Here is a 16,539-nt window from a genome sequence, read left to right as displayed (position 1 = left end):
TGGCTTTAGCCGGAAACCGCAGAGTTGCCGGCTAACTCGGGAATATCCACACGCTCCGAACGGTCCCCTCTCCCTTCAGGGAGAGGGTTAGGGAGAGGGCGCTCTTCAGGACAAGCCCCAAAGCCCCGGCAGAACACCGTTCGCGAGCAAGCTCGCTCCTACGAAGAGCGAAGAGCGCGAGTCAGGGCCGTGGCACCAACGCCGGCAGCAGCTGCCGCGAAATTGCCTCGCGCACCGCCGGCAGCAGCGTCGCGTTGCCGCCCAGCATTTCTTCCACCAGCCGGCGCAGGGCCATGGAGCGTTCGGGGGTAAGGGCGCGCACCGCGTATTCACAGGCCTGTTCCGCGGTGACGTCCGGCGGAACGGCGAAGCCCAGCGCCTGCAGGCGTTCGCGGAAATCGTCCTGGTCGATCAGGTCGGCGTGCATCATCGCGGAGTCCTCCGTGAGGTTGGGCTTCCCCGGATTCTCGGAACAGCGCCGGCCGGGCGCAAGCACCCGGCCGGTGGAGTGTCCTTCACAGGCAAGAGCAGGTCGTTTTCCGACCGGGACGGCCCGCGACCGGCTTTAGTTCAGGCCGAGCTTGCCGCGCAGGGTCGAAAGGTCTTCCGCCAGGGTGTTGACCGGCCCGGCCAGGGCCTTGCGGTCCTTGGCGCTGAGCTTGTCGTAGGTCTGGTAGCCGCCGTCCCTGGTCTTGTACTTGGCGAGGATGCCGTCGACCGTGGCGAAGTTCTTCTCCACCTTGGCGACGAAGGCCGGGTCCTGCTTGGCCAGTTGCGGGCGGAACAGTTCGACGATCTTCTTGGCGCCGTCGACGTTGCCCTGGAAGTCGTACAGGTCGGTGTGGCTGTAGCGGTCCTCCTCGCCGCTGACCTTGGTCGCGGCCACTTCCTCCATCAGCGCGGCGGCGCCGCCGACCACCTTCTCCGGCGGGAAGGGCAGGCCTTCCACGCGCTTGCGCAGCTCGTGCACGTCGGCCATCAGCTTGTCGGCCAGCGGGCCCAGGCCCTCGGTGCTGTTCTTGCTGAACAGGCCGTACTCGATGCGGTGGAAGCCGGTGAAGTCCGGGGCGTCGACCTTCTTCTCGTGGTCGTCCTCGCGGGAGTCGATGGCGCTGTCCAGGTCGCTGAACAGCTCGGCCACCGGTTCGATCGACTCATAGAACACGCGGGTCGGCGCGTAGAGCTTCTTCGCCGTGGCCAGGTCGCCCTGCTTCACCGCGTCGGTGAACTGCTGGGTGCGCTTGACCAGCTCGTCGAGGTTGTCGGTGACGTAGAGCTTGTAGTCGGCAATGGGGCCGACCAGGTCCAGCGGCGAGCCGGTGGCGGCGAAGGTGGCCAGCGGCGCGGCGAGCAGGCCGAGGCTGAACAGCAGGGCGAGGGAGGTGCGTTTCATGTCCGATGGCTCCAGTGCGTTGTCGTTGTTCAGGCCAGCAGGCTGCGGCCGAGGAAGTCGTCCGGCCCGGTGACCCCGGGCAGGACGAAGAAGTAGCCGCCGCCTTGCGGTTTCAGGTATTCCTCCAGCGGCTCGCCGTTCAGGCGCGTCTGCACGGCGATGAAGCCGCGCGCCAGGTCCGCCTGGTAGCAGATGAACAGCAGGCCCATGTCCAGTTGGCCGTTGCTGGCCGCGCCGTTGGAGTAGTTGAACGGCCGGCGCAGGATGAGGTTGGCCTGGCTCTGCGCGGTGCGCGGGTTGGCCAGGCGGATGTGGGCGTCCAGCGGCGTGCGTTTGCCCTCGGCGTCGCGGGCGTAGTCCGGCACGTCGGTTTCCACCCGGCCGTCGTGGGGCGCGCCGCTGGCCTTGATCCGGCCGATGATGCTTTCCTGCTCCTGCAGCGGGGTGCGGTCCCAGCGTTCGACGAAGTTGCGGATGATGCGCACCGCCTGGTAGCTGCCGCCCGCCGCCCAGGCCGGCTCGCCGCTGCCGGGCTGCACCCAGACGATGCGGCGCATGGCCGCCTCGTCGCTGGAGTCGGGGTTGGCCGAGCCGTCGCGGAAGCCCAGGAAGTTGCGCGCGCTCTCGGTGGGCTGGCCGGGGCGGCTGGGCTGCACCGGCACGCTGCCTTCCTGTTTCCAGCGCACCAGCAGCAGGTCCGGGGTGTTCTTCACGATGTCGCGCAGGGCGTGGATGTTGGTGTCCGGGGTGTTGGCGCAGAACTGCAGGCACAGGTCGCCGTGGCAGCGCGCCGGGTCCAGGGCGTCGTTGGGGAAGCCGGCCATGGGTTGCAGGTGGCGTGGCTTGCGCGCCGCCAGGCCGAAGCGCTCGTCGAACAGCGAGTCGCCCACGGAGACGGTGACGGTCAGGTTGTCCGGGATCACCACCGGGCCGAGGATGCCCGAGTCCAGCGGCGGCAGCTTGGGGTCGACCTGTTGCACCGCTCCGCCGGCCATGAGGAAGCGGATACGCTCGTCGAGCACCCGGAACAGCCGCTCCAGGCCGGCGCGGTCGCTGGCCAGCACGTCGAAGGCGACGATCATCCCGGCCGCCGGGCGCGGCGTGACTATGCCCGGCTGGTGGCGGCCGAACCAGGCGTTGCGCTCCTGGGTGCGCTCGCTGGCCGGCGCATGGGTGACGGCCGCGGTGTCGGCGGCCCGCGCCGGGCCCGCCAGGCTGGCGCCGGCCAGGGCCACACCGGCGGCGCCGAGGCCGAGCAGCACGCGGCGGCGTTGGGCGTTGGCGGGGCTGTCGTCGTTACTGTGCATCGGTACTTCCTCGGATCAGGGTTGGGCCAGGCCCAGGGCCGGCGCCACGGCGTCCAGCGCCTCGGCCAGGCGGGCGGTCGCGGCGGCCAGCTGCTGGCGCTGGGCGGCCGTGACCTGGTCGTAGGGCTTGCCGGCCAGTGGCGCGAGGCCGGTGTCGAGCGCCGCGGCGGCGGCGTCCAGGCGCGCGGGCAGCTCGGGGGCCTTGCGTTGCAGCAGCGGACGCAACAGGTCGATGACCTTGCGCGCGCCCTCCAGGTTGGCGGCGAAGCCGGCCAGGTCGCTGTGGCTGTAGCGTTCCTCGTCGCCGTTCACGCGTTGCTCGGCCAGGTTGCGCAGCAGCCGCGCGGCGTTGCCGGAGAGCTGTTCGGGCGGCAGCGACTGGGCCATGAGGGCGTCCTTCAGGGTGGCGACGTCGGCCTGCAGTTGCGTGGCGACCGGCGCCAGGCCGGCGGTCGAGTCCTGGGCGAACAGGCCGTACTCGATGCGGTGGAAGCCGCCGAAGGCCGGGTCTTGCTCGCGCTGCTCGAAGGCGTCGGCGCGTGGGGCGATGCGGTTGTCCAGCTCGGCCAGGCGCTGGGCGCTGGCGGCGATGCGCTGGTAGGCGGCGCGGCCTTCCAGGTAATGCGTGCGCGCGGCGCCGAGGTCGTTGGCCGCCAGGGCCTGACGCAGGGCGTCCAGGGCGCGTTGCAGCTGGCGCAACTGGCCGGCCAGGTAGACGCGGTATTCGGCCAGCGGGGCGACGAAGTCCAGCAGCGGCGAGCGCGCCTGCCGGGCGGCGCTGGCGGCCGCGCTGGGGGTGACGTGCAGGCTGCCGTGGGGGTTGCTGAGCAGGCCGCAGGTGACCTGGTAGTCGCCGGGGGCGAGGTAGGCCGAGAGCGACTGGCTCATGCCCGGGGCGATGTTCTCGCGCTCCTCCACCACCATCACGCCGTCGAGGATTTCCCACTCCACCGCGCGGTCGGAGCGGTTGAGGATGCGGAAGCGCGCCTGCCCGGCCGGCACGCTCAGGGCGTTGGGCTGGCAGCCGTGGGGCAGCACCGTGACCTGCACTTCGTCGTTTTCCACCCTGGCCTGGTGGGCGTGGCGCGCGGCGTAGTAGAAGGCCGCCGCGGCGAGCACGGCCAGGGCCGCCGAGGCCGCCACCGCGGCGTTGAGCAGCAGGCGGCGGGCGCCCACCGGCGGCTGGGGTTCCGGCAGGCTCATTCGGCGGTGCTCCGGGCAGGGGCCGCGGGGCGCGGCGGCAGGAAGAACAGCGTCAGGCTCAGCGCCAGGTAGGCCAGCCAGGCGCCGAGGGTGCTCAGGGTGGGGCTCTGCTGGTAGCCGAACAGCCCGGCCAGCAGCGAGCCCAGGGCGCCGTCCTCGGGCAGGCTGGCGCCGCTGTCCCACAGGGGCGCCTGCAGCAGGTTCCAGACCCCGGCCTCGTGCAGCGAGCGCACCGCGTTGGCGAGGATGCCGGCGGCCACCACCAGGATGAACAGCCCGGTCCAGCGGAAGAAGCGCGCCAGGTTCAGGCGCACGCCGCCGCTGTAGATGCCGTAGCCCAGGGCCACCGCCAGCGCCAGGCCGAGCAGCGCCCCCAGCGGCGCGCCGGGGCCGTCGCTCTGCTGGAACACGGCGAGCAGGAAGAACACCGTCTCCAGGCCCTCGCGGGCCACGGCGAGGAACACCATGGCGATCAGCGCATAGCCCTGGTGGCGGGAGTGGAAGGCCTGGTCCAGCGCGGCCTGCAGCTCGCCCTTGATGGAGCGCGCCATCTTGCGCATCCAGAACACCATGGAAGTGAGGATGGCCACCGCGGCCAGGCCCACCAGGGCTTCGAACAGTTCCTGCTGCTTCTGCGGGAACTCGGCGCTGGCCAGCTCCAGCCCGGCGCCGACGAACAGCGCCAGGGCGGCGGCGAGGAACACCCCGATCCACACCGCCGGCATCCAGTGCGCGCGCCCGGTGCGGCGCAGGTAGCTGGCGATGATGCCGACGATGAGCGCGGCCTCCATGCCCTCGCGGAGCATGATCAGGAAGGGGACCAGCATGGTTTCACCTGGGGCAGGGCCGCGCGGCGCAGGGGGCGGCGGCGGCTGAGAATGCAAACAAGAAGGATTCTCGATGTCGTCGCCTTAAGGATTGCTTAAGGGGCCGTGCCTAGTTTCGTTGCCTGTCCGCGGCGGATACGCGCACGTCGTTTTCGGCAAACCCGAAGTTGGCGAAGCAGCCACACTGGAGCCATACCGCTGCGGTCGATACCGAAGTAGGTGCTTGTCACACTGGGAGCCTTGATGGCTCGCTTTCGTCCCCTGTCGCGCGTCGGGCGCGGTGGGGGATTTTTTTGTTCGTCCTGGTTGGCTTTTCGTAGGAGCGAGCTTGCTCGCGAACCAGGTCTCCCGGTGGTACTGGCGCGCTGGGTTGACTCCGCTCCCTCTCCCCAACCCTCTCCCTGAAGGGAGAGGGGGCTTGTCCGTGCCGAGAGAAGTGATGGTTTCAGCCGGAAACCTTCGGTGTTGCCGGCTGACTCCAGAACACCCGATTCTGCCCAACGGTCCCCTCTCCCTTCAGGGAGAGGGTTAGGGAGAGGGCGTTCTTCAGGATCTGCACCGAACCTGACCGGCAGAACTCCGTTCGCGAGCAAGCTCGCTCCTACGAAAAGCGGAAAAACCGCCTGCGCTCAATCCAGACGCCGGGCCAGCGCCTCGAACAGTGCCTCGTACAACCTGTCCACCTCCGGCAGCTCCCGCGCCCGCAGGCAGCCGTGGACCAACCCCGGGCCGGGAAAATAGTCCACCTCCACCCCATCCTTGCGCAGCCGCTCGGCATAGCGCCGCCCGTCATCCCGCAACGGATCGAACTCGGCCACACCCACGAACGCCGGTGCCAACCCAGCGAAATCATGGGCCCGCAAAGGCAAGGCGAGAGGCCGATGCCGTTGCAATGGATCAGGCAAATAGGCATCGATGCACGCCCGCATGTCAGCCGCGGACAACAACGGCGCATCCGCACACTCGACTCGCGAATCCGTCGCCTCGTCACCCAGCGTCGGATAGACCAGCGCCTGAACCCGCGGCTGCGCCTCGCCCGCATCGCGCAGGGCCAGGCACAGGGCGGCGGCCAGGTTGCCGCCGGCGCTGTCGCCGGCCACTGCCAGGCGGGTGCGGTCGAGGGGTTCGTCCAGCGCGCCGTCGCGCAGGGCGCGCCAGGCTGCCAGGCTGTCCTGCAGGGCGGCGGGGAAGGGGTGTTCCGGGGCCAGCCGGTAGTCCACAGCTACCACCAGCAGGCCCAGGCGGGCGGCCAGTTCGGCGCAGAAGAAGGCGTGGGAGTCGAGGTCGCCGAGCATCCAGCCGCCGCCGTGTAGGAACAGCAGCGCCGCCCAGCCCGTTGCCGGCGGTGTGCCCGCCGGGCGGAACAGGCGCAGCGGCGGCAGGCCGGCCAGGGCCAGGTCGCTCACCCGCAGGCCCGGTGGGCGCGGCGGGGTGAAGGCGGCGGCCAGGCGCGAGTAGGCCTTGCGCTGCGCCGCCAGGGACGGATCGGCGCTGGCGAAGGCGCGGGTGCGCGCGACGAAGTCCGCCATGCCGGCGGACAGCGGGTACTCGCGCGCCATGCTCAGCCCGGCAGGCCGATCACCCGGCCGACGTGCGCCGGCCGCGGCAGGTCGCGGTGCGCCTCGGCCAGGGCCAGCACGCGCTCCAGCACCATGCCCTCGAAGGGCGCCGAGCGCGGGCCGTCCAGGCTCACGTGCAGCAGCATCTGTTCGCTGGCCGCCAGCGGTTCGTCCTCGCCGGGGCGGTGCAGCGTGTGGTGCACGTGCAGGCGCTTGCGGTCGTGGGCCAGCAGTTGGGTGCGCACTTCCACCGGCTCGCCCTGCTTCACTTCGTGCAGGTAGTTCAGGTGCGCCTCCAGGGTGAACAGCGAGTGGCCGCTGGCCTCGCGGCCGGCGCTGTCCAGGCCCAGGTGGTCCATCAGGGCGTCGGTGGCGTAGCTGAAGATCAGCAGGTAGTAGGCGTCGCGCAGGTGGCCGTTGTAGTCGGTCCACTCGGCCAGTACCGGGGTTTCGTAGGTTTTCAGGGTGGGCATGGGTGCGCTTCCGAAAGAGCCCCTCTCCCCAGCCCTCTCCCGCAAGCGGGAGAGGGGGCGGTTCGGAGTGGGCGGATAGACAGGGTAGAACCTGATCAGGATTTCGCGAGCTGGAGCAGAACAAGGCAAAAACAGGCGGGGACGCGGAGTTTACTTGCCGTAAATGAGCAGTCACCGCCTGTTTTTAACGCAGTTATGCCGACGCGCAGCAAATCCTGGCAGGTTCTTAGTCGACGAAGGCGAAGCCGTGGCGGGCCTTGGTGTCCTTGATGGCGCCGAGCACCGCCAGCAGGCAGTCGTCGCGGTAGCGTTCCAGCTCGGCGATGCTGCGGTTGCCCTGCTGTTCGCTGGTACCTTCGACCACCTTGTCGATCAGCGATTCGGTCAGTTCCGGCGCCGGCAGGTAGGTCCAGGGCAGTTGCAGGGCCGGGCCGAACTGCGCCATGAAGTGGCGCATCCCGGCGTTGCCGCCGGCCAGGGTGTAGGTCAGGAAGGTGCCCATGAACGACCAGCGCAGGCCGGCGCCGAAGCGGATGGCGTCGTCGATCTCGCCGGTGCTGGCGACGCCGTCGTTGACCAGGTGCAGGGCCTCGCGCCAGAGCGCTTCGAGCAGGCGGTCGGCGATGAAGCCGGGGACTTCCTTGCGCACGTGCAGCGGGCGCATGCCCAGGCTGCGGTAGACCGCGATGGCCGCCTGGATGGCCGCCGGGTCGGTCTTCTGCCCGCCCACCACTTCCACCAGCGGCAGCAGGTACACCGGGTTGAACGGGTGGCCGACCACGCAGCGCCCGGGGTGCGTGGCGTCGGCGTAGAACTCGCTGGGCAGCAGGCCCGAGGTGCTGGAGCCGATCAGCGCGTCGGGCTTGGCGGCGGCGCTGATCCTGGCGTGCAGCTCGCACTTCAGGTCCAGGCGCTCGGGGGCGCTTTCCTGGATGAAGTCGGCGTCGCGCACGCATTCCTCGATGGTGTCGACGAACTTCAGGCGTTCCTGGGATGCGCCGGGCACCAGCCCGGCCTTCTGCAGCGCCGGCCAGGCGTTGGCCACGCGCTGGCGCAGGGTGGCCTCGGCGCCCGGCGCCGGGTCCCAGGCGACCACGTCGAGGCCATGGGCCAGGGCGCGGGCGATCCAGCCGCTGCCGATGACGCCGCTGCCGAGGGCGGCGAAGGTCTTGATTTCGGTGATGTAGGACATGAAGGGCTCCAGCGGGAAAGGGGGATGGCCTGTAGGCGCGAGCAAGCTCGCTCCTACGAAAAGCGGGTGTCAGGGGCGGGGCTTGAGGTTCATCTTCTTGCGCCCCTCGGCCGGGGTCAGGGCGCGGCCGCCGAGGCGTTCGATGATCTCGATGGCGCGCTCCACCAGGCTGCCGTTGCTGGCGTGCACGCCGCGGTCCAGCCAGATGTTGTCTTCCAGGCCCACCCGCACGTTGCCGCCCAGCAGCATGGCCTGGGCGACCATGGGCATCTGCGAGCGGCCGATGCCGAAGCCGGCCCAGGTGAGGCCCTCGGGGATGTTGTCGGCCATGGCCTTCATGGTGGTGGTGTCGGCCGGCGCGCCCCAGGGGATGCCCAGGCAGATCTGGATCAGCGGGTCTTCCAGCAGGCCTTCCTTGAGCATCTGTTTGGCGAACCACAGGTGGCCGGTGTCGAAGATTTCCAGCTCGGCCTTCACCCCCAGCTCGGTGATGCGCTTGGCGCCGGCGCGCAGCTGGGCCGGGGTGGAGACGTAGATGAAGTCGCCGTCGCCGAAGTTCAGGGTGCCGCAGTCCAGGGTGCAGATTTCCGGCAGCAGCGCCTCGACGTGGGCCAGGCGCTCCAGCGGGCCGACCAGGTCGGTGCCGGCGCCGAATTCCAGGGGCTGCTCGCCCTTGCCGATCTCCAGGTCGCCGCCCATGCCGGCGGTGAGGTTGATGATGACGTCGGTGTCGCTCTCGCGGATGCGCTCCACCACTTCGCGGTAGAGGTTCACGTCGCGGCTGGGCTTGCCGGTCTGCGGGTCGCGCACGTGGCAGTGGGCCACGGTGGCGCCGGCCTTGGCCGCCTCGATGGCGGCGGCGGCGATTTCCTTGGGGGTGACGGGGATGGCCGGGTGCTTGCCGACGGTGTCGCCGGCGCCGGTCACCGCGCAGGTGACTATGACTTCATGGTTCACGGTGGCTGTCCTTTCTTCAGGCATGCGGAGTCCCTGCGCGGCGGGCGGGCCGCGCAAGGGTGGGGCGTTATTGGCTTACTTCAGGCTGGCGACGAAGGCGGGCTCGGCCGGCTTGCCGTCGAAGGTGGTCACCCCGTCGAGCCAGGCCTTGAGCTGGTCGGGATGGGCCTTGAGCCAGGCGCGGGCGGCGTCCAGCGGCTGGCTGCGGTCGAGGATGGGTTCCATCACCTGGCTGACTTCCTGGCTGCTGAAGCGCAGGTTGTGCAGCAGCTTGGCGACGTTGCCGCACTGCGCCTGGTAGCCGGCGGCGGTCATGATGGAGACGGTGGCGGCGCCTTCGTTGGGGCCGAACACGTCGTCGCTGCCGGTGAGGTATTTCATGTCGATCTGCAGGTTCATCGGGTGCGGTTTCCAGCCGAAGAACACCACCCACTGCTGGCGCTTGATGGCGCGCTTGACCGCGGTGAGCATGCCGGCCTCGCTGGATTCGACGACCTGGAAGCCCTTCAGGCCGAACTTGTCCTTGGCGATCATGTCCGCGGTGATGCGGTTGGAGCCGCTGCCCGGCTCGATCAGGTAGATCTTGTTGTCCAGCTTGTCGCGGAACTTGGCGATGTCGGCGAAGGTCTTCAGGCCGCCGTCGTAGACGTAGGTGGGCACCGCGTAGGTGGACTGCGCGTCGCCCAGGGTGGCCGGGGTGATGACTTCGATCTGCTGCTTGTCCAGGTAGGGCTTGGCCACCGGCTGCATGGTCGGCTGCCAGTAGCCGAGGAAGACGTCGAGCTGCTTGTCGGCCATGCCGGCCAGGATGATCTGCTGCGAGGCGCTGGTCTGCTTGACCTTGTAGCCCAGGCCGTCGAGCAGAGCCTCGGCCACGGCGCTGCTGGCCACCACGTCGGTCCAGTTCACCGAGCCCATGCGCACGTTCTGGCACGACGCCGGCTCGGCGGCCCAGGCGCTGCTGACCAGGGTGAACAGCGCGGCGCAGGCGCCCGCTTTGATCGATAGCTTCATGACTTCTCCTCAAGGCCTTTGCGGCAATGGTTATCGTTGTTGTGTCATGGCCCCGCGCGGCGGTGGCTGGTGTTCAAATTACGCACGGCCCGCGACGGAGAATCGCACTCCGGCGACCTGCACTTGCACGCTGGCGACCTCGGCCATTGCCAGGGCCGGACAAATGTTCCATACCGGTGGATCGCCGCCCGAATCACCTGGATGAGGCCATGTCGAACGACTTCTGGTTCCTCCTGCTGCCCGGTTTTTCCCTGATGGGGTTCATCTCCGCCGTGGAGCCGCTGCGCGTCGCCAACCGCTTCCGCGGCGGGCTTTACCGCTGGCACCTGCTGAGCGTCGACGGCGGCCCGGTGCTGGCCAGCAGCGGCATGTCGATGAACGCCGACGGCGCCCTGCAGGCCCTGGGCCGCGGCGACACGCTGTTCGTGGTGGCCGGCTTCGACCCGCTGCAGGCCTGCACCCCGGCGCTGCTGCACTGGCTGCGCCGCCTCGACCGCGAGGGCGTGACCCTCGGCGGCATCGACACCGGCAGCTTCGTCCTCGCCGAGGCCGGGCTGCTCGACCGCCATCGCTGCACGCTGCACTGGGAGGCGCTGGACGCCTTCCGGGAGACTTATCCACAGCTGCAGGCGACCCAGGAGCTGTTCGAGATCGACGGCTCGCGCATCACCTCCGCCGGCGGCACGGCGTCCATCGACCTGATGCTCGACCTGATCGCCCGCGCCCAGGGCCCGGAGCTGGCGGTGCAGGTTTCCGAGCAGTTCGTGGTCGGGCGCATCCGCACCCGCCAGGATCACCAGCGCCTGCAACTGGCGACGCGCTACGGGGTGACCAACAAGAAGCTGATCCAGGTGCTGGGCGAGATGGAAAGGCACACCGAGCCGCCGCTCTCCACCCTGGACCTGGCCGAGCGCATCCAGGTCACCCGCCGCCAGCTGGAGCGCCTGTTCCGCCTGCACCTGAACGATACGCCGTCGAACTTCTACCTCGGCTTGCGCCTGGACAAGGCCCGGCAGTTGCTGCGGCAGACGGAGATGAGCGTGCTGGAGGTGGGGTTGGCGTGTGGGTTCGAGTCGCCGTCGTATCTGTCGCGCAGTTATCGGGCCAGGTTCGGGGTTTGTCCGCGGGAGGATCGGGGGGTGTTTGCGGGTGGGGCTTCGGTGAGTGTTTCCAAGAGCCCCTCTCCCCAGCCCTCTCCCTGAAGGGAGAGGGGGCAGTCCGTGCCGAGAGGAGGAATGGTTTCAGCCGGAAATTACGGTGCCAGCCGGCTAACGCCGAAATACCCAAGCACTCCGAACGGTCCCCTCTCCCTTCAGGGAGAGGGTTAGGGAGAGGGCGCTCTCCAGGACGAGCACCGAAGCCCCAGGTGAGCACCGTTCGCGAGCTCCTACGAAAAGCCGTTCGGCGCCTTGGCAACATCCGTGGGATGCCTGTCATTCCTCCAAACCCACCCCAGGCGCACCATGACCAGAACCCTCACCCCAGGAGCCCCCATCATGAGCGAAGCCCGCCCACCCCTGCCGCCCTTCACCCGCGAGACCGCCATCCAGAAGGTGCGCGCCGCCGAGGATGGCTGGAACAGCCGCGACCCACAGCGCGTGTCCCTGGCCTACAGCCCGGACAGCACCTGGCGCAACCGCTCCACTTTCATCCGCGGCCGCCTGCAGATCGTCGAATTTCTCACCGGCAAGTGGCGCCGCGAACTGGACTACCGGCTGATCAAGGAACTCTGGGCCTTCACCGGCGAGCGCATCGCCGTGCGCTTCGCCTACGAGTGGCACGACGACTCGGGCAACTGGTTCCGTTCCTACGGCAACGAGAACTGGGCCTTCGACGAGCAGGGCCTGATGGTCGAGCGCCACGCCAGCATCAACGACCTGCCCATAACCGAGGACGAGCGCCTGTTCCGCTGGCCCCTGGGCCGGCGCCCGGACGATCACCCGTCGCTGAGCGATCTCGGACTCTGAGCCGGCCGCGGGAGCGAGGCGGGCGCCCCGCCCCCGCGGTGGGCTTTCAGTGCGCCTCTTCCAGGTCGTCGTGGAGCAGCCCGAGGATTTCGCGCTTCATCTCGATGAACGGGCGGTCCATCACCATGTCCAGCGAGCGCGGGCGCTCGATGGGCACGTCGAGGATGCGCTTGATGCGCCCCGGGCGGGCGCCCATGACGTAGACGCGGTCGCCCAGCAGGATGGCTTCGTCGATGTCGTGGGTGACGAACACCACGGTCTTCTTGCTGTGGTCCCACACGCGCAGCAGCAGCTTCTGCATCTGCATGCGCGTCTGGCTGTCGAGGGCGCCGAAGGGCTCGTCCATCAGCAGGATCTGCGGGTCGTTGGCCAGCGCGCGGGCGATGGCCACGCGCTGCATCATGCCGCCGGAGAGCTGCTTGGGGTAGTTGCCGGCGAAGTTGGCCAGGCCCACCTCGTTGAGGTAGTAGTCGACGATCTCCTTGCGCTCGGCGGCCGGCAGGCCGCGGCGCTTCAAGCCGAACTCGACGTTCTCGCGCACGGTCAGCCAGGGGAACAGGGTGTAGCTCTGGAACACCATGCCGCGGTCGGCGCCGGGGCCGTCGACGCGCTGGCCGCCGACGTAGATGTCGCCCTCGGTGGGCTCGGAAAGCCCGGCGGTGAGGTACAGCAGGCTCGACTTGCCGCAGCCGGAGGGGCCGACGATCACCGCGAACTGCTGGTCCGGCACCTCGAAGGAGACCTTCTCCAGCGCGGCGAAGGTGCCGCCCTCGGGGGTGCGGTAGCGCAGGCTGACCTGGTCCACGCGCAGCCGCGCCGGCTGCGCTCCTTGTGCGGCCGGTGCCGCGTCGTTGCGTTGCATGGCTGCTACTGCGCCCATGAGGCCACCTTCAGTCGGAGGATGCGGAAGAGTTGGTCGGTGATCAGCCCGAGCAGGCCGATGATGGCGATGGCCAGGAAGATCACGTCCACCTGGAAGCCGCGCATGGCCTTGAGGCTGATGTAGCCCAGGCCGCTGGAGGCGGCGACCAGCTCGGCCACCACCAGGTAGGTCCAGGCCCAGCCCATGGTCACCCGCAGGGTGTCCAGCACGCCGGGCAGCGAGGCCGGGCCGAGCACGTGCAGCACCACGTCGCGGCGCGTGCAGCCCAGGGTGTAGGAGGCGTTGACCAGGTCCTTGGCGACGCCGCGGGAGACGTCGGCGATCATCACCAGCTGCTGGAAGAACACGCCGAAGATGATCACCGTGACACGCTGTTCGATGCCGATGCCGATCCACAGGATGAACAGCGGCACGAAGGAGGTCACCGGCAGGTAGCGGATGAAGTTCACCAGCGGTTCGAGGAAGGCCTGGACGATGCGGAAGCTGCCCATCAGCAGGCCCAGGGGCACGGCCACCAGGGACGAGACCAGGAAGCCGATCATCACCACCTCGACGCTGGCCAGCACGTGGGTGCCCAGGGTGCCGTCGCGGCCCAGGCGCACGGCGGCGTCGAGCACCGCGCCGGGGCTGGGCAGGAACATCGCCGGCACCACGCCGCCGTAGGAGAGCAGGGCCCAGAGGCCGAACACCAGCAGCCAGCACAGGGCGCTGGCGGACCACACCAGGCGCACCGGCAGCTCGACCTTGGGCGTCAGGCAGCGGCTGAGCCAGGATTTATTCGGACGTGACATCGCGGATTACCTCCATGCGGACGGCCGCAAGCCTTCCGCCAGGATGTTCGTGGAACGAAGGATGGGAAGGGGCGGGCGCGCGGCCCGCCGGGTTCACTGGACGACGAAGCGGGTGTCCACCAGGTCGTCGTAGCTGACCTGGAAGGTCTTGCCCTGCAGCTGCGTCCAGGTCTCGTTGGCCAGGCCGATGATGTCCTTGATGTCGCCGGCCTTGCCGGGGGCGCCGAGGAGCTTCTCGCTCATGGCCTGGTCATAGAAGCGCACGCCCTTGGCCGCCTCGGCCAGGTCCTTGGGGTCGGACAGGTAGCCGCCGACGCCCTTGGCCATGATGGCGTAGGCCTCCTGCGGGTGCTCCTGGGTGTACTGCACGGCCTTGTACAGGCCCTTGACCAGGGCCTTGACGTCGTCGGGCTGCTTGTCGATGACGTCGCAGTTCAGCGCCACCACGTCGACGATCACCCCGGGGGTGCTGGTGCTGTCCACCAGCACCTTGCCCTGCTGCTTCTGGCGCACCATCGACAGGTGCGGCTCCCAGGTCACCGCGGCGGGGATGCGCCCGGCGATGAAGGCGGTGGCGGCATCGTCGGCGGTCATGTTCTGCACCTTGATGTCGCTCATGCTCATGCCGGCGTTCTTCAGCAGGTATGACAGCCAGAACTGCGACACCGAGCCTTCGTTGACCGCCACTTCCTGGCCCTTGAGCTGGGCCAGGCTGGTGACGTCCTTGCCCACCAGCACGCCGTCGCCGCCATGGCTGTCGTCCAGCGCGGCCACGGCCTTGAAGCAGAACTGCGGGCGGTACTTGAGGATTTCGTCGATGGTCGAGGCGGAGCCGGAGAGTTTCCCGGAGGCCTGGGCGGCCATGTACATCGCCGCTTCCTCGATGGGGGTGAGCTGCAGGTCCAGGCCCTGCTCCTTGAAGTAGCCCAGGTCGCGGGCCAGGTACAGGGTGCCGTAGCCGACCCAGGTGGTATGGCCGATGGACAGGGTGCCGGCCTGGGCCGTCGCGGCGGCGCCGGCGAACAGCCCGGCGAGGGCGAGGGGACGGGTGAAACGCGCAAGCAAGGACTTGTTCATGAAGCACTCCCACAGCCTGTTGGGCTTGTTATTGGATAACTGCGGCAGTGGCCAGATGGCCGGAGGTTTCACAGCGAAGCGGAACGTGCGCGGCGATGGGCTCTGTGGCCCCTGGACCCGAAAGGCGGGCGGCACGTGACAGGGCGGATGGTGGCGGAAGCGGGAGGCTCGGAAAATTATTAAATATGTCGTTGCGACATAAGAAAAAGCTGCCTTTCGCCGCCGGGGCCCGGGCTTGCCGCGTTCGTGGCGCCTCGACCGACGGCGGGCTGCCAGTCACTTCCTCAGGGATTTCCTACGCTTTGTGCATCCTTTTCGCCGTGGGCGCCGCGCCGGGCCGGGAATAGACTCCCCCGGCCGTCGGAAATCGCCCCGGATGGACCTGCAAGCCACAAGGCCCATGTCGCCGTGTATCGGAAACCTTACCTTCTTGACCAACACGGAATAATCGCCAGACACGGGCCTGTTAAGGTTTCCTTAAGGCCGGGGCCCTCCCGCCGTCCAAGGAAAACCACCGGAGCGACCCTCCGGCGTTCGAGAGTCCCCATGCTGCAACGCTACTTCTGGAAGCTGCTGCCCAAGGTCCAGCGCAACTTCCTGCTCAGCCGCCTGCCGGTGCAGGAACGCCAGATCGTCAACAAGGCGATGTCCGGCAACGCCCATTTCCCCGCCTATTTCCGCGAGCGCCGCTGCCTGTTCGTGCACGTGCCCAAGTGCGCCGGCAGCAGCCTCTGCGCGGCGCTGTTCGACGGCGGGCGCCCCGGCCACCTGCCGCTGTACTGGTACGAGCAGCAGTTCCCCGGCGAATACGCCGAAAGCTTCAAGTTCAGCTTCGTCCGCGACCCGCTGGAGCGCGCCTACTCGGCCTATGCCTACCTGCGCGGCAACCAGCTGCCGCAGCGCGACCGGGCGGCGCACCAGCTGGTCTGCCAGTTCCGCGACTTCGACGACTTCGTCGACCGCTGGCTGCACCCGGACAACCTCCAGCGCCAGCTGCATTTCGTGCCGCAGGTGGCCTTCCTCTGCGATTCCCTCGGCCACCTGGGGCTGGACTTCATCGGCCGCCAGGAGAACCTGGAAGCGGACTTCCAGACGCTGTGCGAGCACCTGGGCATCAGCGGCCAGCTGCCCCACCTGAACGCCTCGCGGCAGCGCCAGGCCGGCCCGGCCCGGGACTTCTGCAGCACTCGCACGCGGCGCCTGGTGCGCCGCGCCTATCAACGCGACTACCAACTGCTTGGCTATGAGTGACCTCAAAGTACCCCTGTTCCCCGTCACCGGCAGCGTGCGCCGCGAAGCCCGCGCCGCGCTCAAGGGCCAGCGCCCCTGCTGCATCTGGCTGACCGGCCTGTCCGGCTCGGGCAAGTCGAGCCTGGCCAACGCCCTGGAGCTGGCCCTGCACCGCGAGCGCGTGCACAGCTTCCTGCTCGATGGCGACCAGGTCCGCGGCGGCCTGTGCAGCGACCTGGACATGAGCCCCGAGGGCCGCCGCGAGAACATCCGCCGCCTGGCCCAGGCCGCGCGGCTGATGACCGAGGCCGGGCTGGTGGTGATAGTCGCCGCCATCTCGCCGTTCCGCGCCGAGCGTGATGCCGCCCGCGCGCTGTTCCCGGCCGACGAGTTCCTCAGCGTGTATCTCAGCACGCCGTTGCGGACCTGCGCCGAGCGCGACCCCAAGGGCCTGTACAAGGCCGCCCGGGAAGGCCGCCTGCGCAACTTCACCGGCATCGACAGCCCCTACGAGCCGCCGCTGGACGCCGACTTCGAAGTGGACGCCACCGACACCTCCACCGACGAGGCCTGCCGTAGGCTTCTCGGGCTGGTCCTGCAGCGCTGCCGCCCCGGTCCGGCCTGAGTTCCGGGCCCGGCTTGCCGTCGCCGCGCGCGGCTGGGCAA

The 16,539-nt window shown here is 69.0% G+C and carries 17 protein-coding genes; 4 read left to right on the top strand and 13 right to left on the bottom strand.

Going from position 1 to position 16,539, the window contains the following annotated elements:
• Positions 1-181: 181 nt before the first annotated feature.
• From PcP3B5_RS30120 to choX, 10 genes are all read right to left on the bottom strand, one after another.
• Positions 182-430 (bottom strand): hypothetical protein, encoded by a 249-nt coding sequence (locus PcP3B5_RS30120; RefSeq protein WP_009614343.1) that lies wholly within the window; start codon positions 428-430, stop codon positions 182-184.
• A gap of 135 nt (positions 431-565) precedes the next feature.
• A complete protein-coding gene (gene efeO / locus PcP3B5_RS30115; RefSeq protein WP_061563157.1) occupies positions 566-1,393 on the bottom strand; it encodes an iron uptake system protein EfeO in 828 nt (275 codons plus the stop codon).
• Positions 1,394-1,422: 29 nt separating this feature from the next.
• The gene (gene efeB / locus PcP3B5_RS30110) at positions 1,423-2,700 is read right to left on the bottom strand and encodes an iron uptake transporter deferrochelatase/peroxidase subunit (RefSeq protein WP_061563156.1); all 1,278 of its coding nucleotides are present in this window, start codon (positions 2,698-2,700) and stop codon (positions 1,423-1,425) included.
• A 15-nt stretch (positions 2,701-2,715) separates the two neighbouring features.
• Complete coding sequence (gene efeO, locus PcP3B5_RS30105) at positions 2,716-3,903, bottom strand: iron uptake system protein EfeO (protein ID WP_061563155.1); 1,188 nt, start codon at positions 3,901-3,903, stop codon at positions 2,716-2,718.
• Positions 3,900-4,730 carry an iron uptake transporter permease EfeU gene (gene efeU, locus PcP3B5_RS30100; protein WP_043270199.1) on the bottom strand — a complete coding sequence of 277 codons (831 nt, stop codon included), beginning with the start codon at positions 4,728-4,730 and terminating at the stop codon, positions 3,900-3,902. Before efeU ends, efeO (PcP3B5_RS30105) begins: the two co-directional genes overlap by 4 nt.
• Positions 4,731-5,359: 629 nt before the next feature.
• The gene (locus PcP3B5_RS30095) at positions 5,360-6,289 is read right to left on the bottom strand and encodes an alpha/beta hydrolase (protein ID WP_061563154.1); all 930 of its coding nucleotides are present in this window, start codon (positions 6,287-6,289) and stop codon (positions 5,360-5,362) included.
• Between the two features lie 2 nt (positions 6,290-6,291).
• A complete protein-coding gene (locus tag PcP3B5_RS30090) occupies positions 6,292-6,762 on the bottom strand; it encodes a thioesterase family protein (RefSeq protein ID WP_061563153.1) in 471 nt (156 codons plus the stop codon).
• A gap of 226 nt (positions 6,763-6,988) precedes the next feature.
• Entirely contained in the window at positions 6,989-7,954 is a 966-nt protein-coding gene (locus PcP3B5_RS30085; protein WP_061563152.1) for an L-carnitine dehydrogenase, read from the bottom strand.
• Between the two features lie 69 nt (positions 7,955-8,023).
• A complete protein-coding gene (gene cdhC, locus PcP3B5_RS30080; RefSeq protein ID WP_009614330.1) occupies positions 8,024-8,911 on the bottom strand; it encodes a 3-dehydrocarnitine:acetyl-CoA trimethylamine transferase CdhC in 888 nt (295 codons plus the stop codon).
• Positions 8,912-8,986: 75 nt separating this feature from the next.
• On the bottom strand, positions 8,987-9,925 hold the full coding sequence (gene choX / locus PcP3B5_RS30075) for a choline ABC transporter substrate-binding protein (RefSeq protein WP_061563151.1): 939 nt from the start codon (positions 9,923-9,925) through the stop codon (positions 8,987-8,989).
• 209 nt (positions 9,926-10,134) lie between these two features.
• Here choX and PcP3B5_RS30070 point away from each other — a divergent pair, with 209 nt between their 5' ends.
• Both PcP3B5_RS30070 and PcP3B5_RS30065 read left to right on the top strand, forming a co-directional pair.
• Positions 10,135-11,127 carry a GlxA family transcriptional regulator gene (locus PcP3B5_RS30070; RefSeq protein WP_058487981.1) on the top strand — a complete coding sequence of 331 codons (993 nt, stop codon included), beginning with the start codon at positions 10,135-10,137 and terminating at the stop codon, positions 11,125-11,127.
• A 294-nt stretch (positions 11,128-11,421) separates the two neighbouring features.
• Positions 11,422-11,892, top strand: a complete 471-nt coding sequence (locus PcP3B5_RS30065) for a nuclear transport factor 2 family protein (RefSeq protein ID WP_061563150.1) — start codon at positions 11,422-11,424, stop codon at positions 11,890-11,892.
• 46 nt (positions 11,893-11,938) lie between these two features.
• Here the strand turns inward: PcP3B5_RS30065 and PcP3B5_RS30060 are convergent, their stop codons facing one another.
• From PcP3B5_RS30060 to PcP3B5_RS30050, 3 genes are all read right to left on the bottom strand, one after another.
• On the bottom strand, positions 11,939-12,772 hold the full coding sequence (locus PcP3B5_RS30060; protein ID WP_009614324.1) for an ABC transporter ATP-binding protein: 834 nt from the start codon (positions 12,770-12,772) through the stop codon (positions 11,939-11,941).
• Positions 12,760-13,566 (bottom strand): ABC transporter permease, encoded by an 807-nt coding sequence (locus PcP3B5_RS30055; RefSeq protein ID WP_061563149.1) that lies wholly within the window; start codon positions 13,564-13,566, stop codon positions 12,760-12,762. Before PcP3B5_RS30055 ends, PcP3B5_RS30060 begins: the two co-directional genes overlap by 13 nt.
• 93 nt (positions 13,567-13,659) lie before the next feature.
• Positions 13,660-14,643 (bottom strand): ABC transporter substrate-binding protein, encoded by a 984-nt coding sequence (locus tag PcP3B5_RS30050; protein WP_061563148.1) that lies wholly within the window; start codon positions 14,641-14,643, stop codon positions 13,660-13,662.
• Positions 14,644-15,189: 546 nt separating this feature from the next.
• On the opposite strand from PcP3B5_RS30050, the gene PcP3B5_RS30045 reads away from it, so the two are divergent.
• On the top strand, positions 15,190-15,894 hold the full coding sequence (locus tag PcP3B5_RS30045; RefSeq protein WP_009614317.1) for a sulfotransferase family 2 domain-containing protein: 705 nt from the start codon (positions 15,190-15,192) through the stop codon (positions 15,892-15,894).
• Complete coding sequence (cysC, locus tag PcP3B5_RS30040) at positions 15,887-16,498, top strand: adenylyl-sulfate kinase (RefSeq protein ID WP_061563147.1); 612 nt, start codon at positions 15,887-15,889, stop codon at positions 16,496-16,498. Before PcP3B5_RS30045 ends, cysC begins: the two co-directional genes overlap by 8 nt.
• Positions 16,499-16,539: the final 41 nt, after the last annotated feature.

The organism is Pseudomonas citronellolis (assembly GCF_001586155.1).
In the GTDB taxonomy this organism is placed as follows: domain Bacteria; phylum Pseudomonadota; class Gammaproteobacteria; order Pseudomonadales; family Pseudomonadaceae; genus Pseudomonas; species Pseudomonas citronellolis.
The sequence above is the reverse complement of the archived record's forward strand: the minus strand, read 5'-3'. Positions and strand labels throughout refer to the sequence as shown.

Excerpts from the sequence above, each read along its gene's own strand:
- PcP3B5_RS30120 (WP_009614343.1), bottom strand. The coding sequence starts at position 430 with ATGATGCACGCCGACCTGATCGACCAGGACGATTTCCGCGAACGCCTG.
- efeO (WP_061563157.1), bottom strand. The coding sequence starts at position 1,393 with ATGAAACGCACCTCCCTCGCCCTGCTGTTCAGCCTCGGCCTGCTCGCC.
- efeB (WP_061563156.1), bottom strand. The coding sequence starts at position 2,700 with ATGCACAGTAACGACGACAGCCCCGCCAACGCCCAACGCCGCCGCGTG.
- efeO (WP_061563155.1), bottom strand. The coding sequence starts at position 3,903 with ATGAGCCTGCCGGAACCCCAGCCGCCGGTGGGCGCCCGCCGCCTGCTG.
- efeU (WP_043270199.1), bottom strand. The coding sequence starts at position 4,730 with ATGCTGGTCCCCTTCCTGATCATGCTCCGCGAGGGCATGGAGGCCGCG.
- PcP3B5_RS30095 (WP_061563154.1), bottom strand. The coding sequence starts at position 6,289 with ATGGCGCGCGAGTACCCGCTGTCCGCCGGCATGGCGGACTTCGTCGCG.
- PcP3B5_RS30090 (WP_061563153.1), bottom strand. The coding sequence starts at position 6,762 with ATGCCCACCCTGAAAACCTACGAAACCCCGGTACTGGCCGAGTGGACC.
- PcP3B5_RS30085 (WP_061563152.1), bottom strand. The coding sequence starts at position 7,954 with ATGTCCTACATCACCGAAATCAAGACCTTCGCCGCCCTCGGCAGCGGC.
- choX (WP_061563151.1), bottom strand. The coding sequence starts at position 9,925 with ATGAAGCTATCGATCAAAGCGGGCGCCTGCGCCGCGCTGTTCACCCTG.
- PcP3B5_RS30070 (WP_058487981.1), top strand. The coding sequence starts at position 10,135 with ATGTCGAACGACTTCTGGTTCCTCCTGCTGCCCGGTTTTTCCCTGATG.
- PcP3B5_RS30065 (WP_061563150.1), top strand. The coding sequence starts at position 11,422 with ATGAGCGAAGCCCGCCCACCCCTGCCGCCCTTCACCCGCGAGACCGCC.
- PcP3B5_RS30060 (WP_009614324.1), bottom strand. The coding sequence starts at position 12,772 with ATGGGCGCAGTAGCAGCCATGCAACGCAACGACGCGGCACCGGCCGCA.
- PcP3B5_RS30055 (WP_061563149.1), bottom strand. The coding sequence starts at position 13,566 with ATGTCACGTCCGAATAAATCCTGGCTCAGCCGCTGCCTGACGCCCAAG.
- PcP3B5_RS30050 (WP_061563148.1), bottom strand. The coding sequence starts at position 14,643 with ATGAACAAGTCCTTGCTTGCGCGTTTCACCCGTCCCCTCGCCCTCGCC.
- PcP3B5_RS30045 (WP_009614317.1), top strand. The coding sequence starts at position 15,190 with ATGCTGCAACGCTACTTCTGGAAGCTGCTGCCCAAGGTCCAGCGCAAC.
- cysC (WP_061563147.1), top strand. The coding sequence starts at position 15,887 with ATGAGTGACCTCAAAGTACCCCTGTTCCCCGTCACCGGCAGCGTGCGC.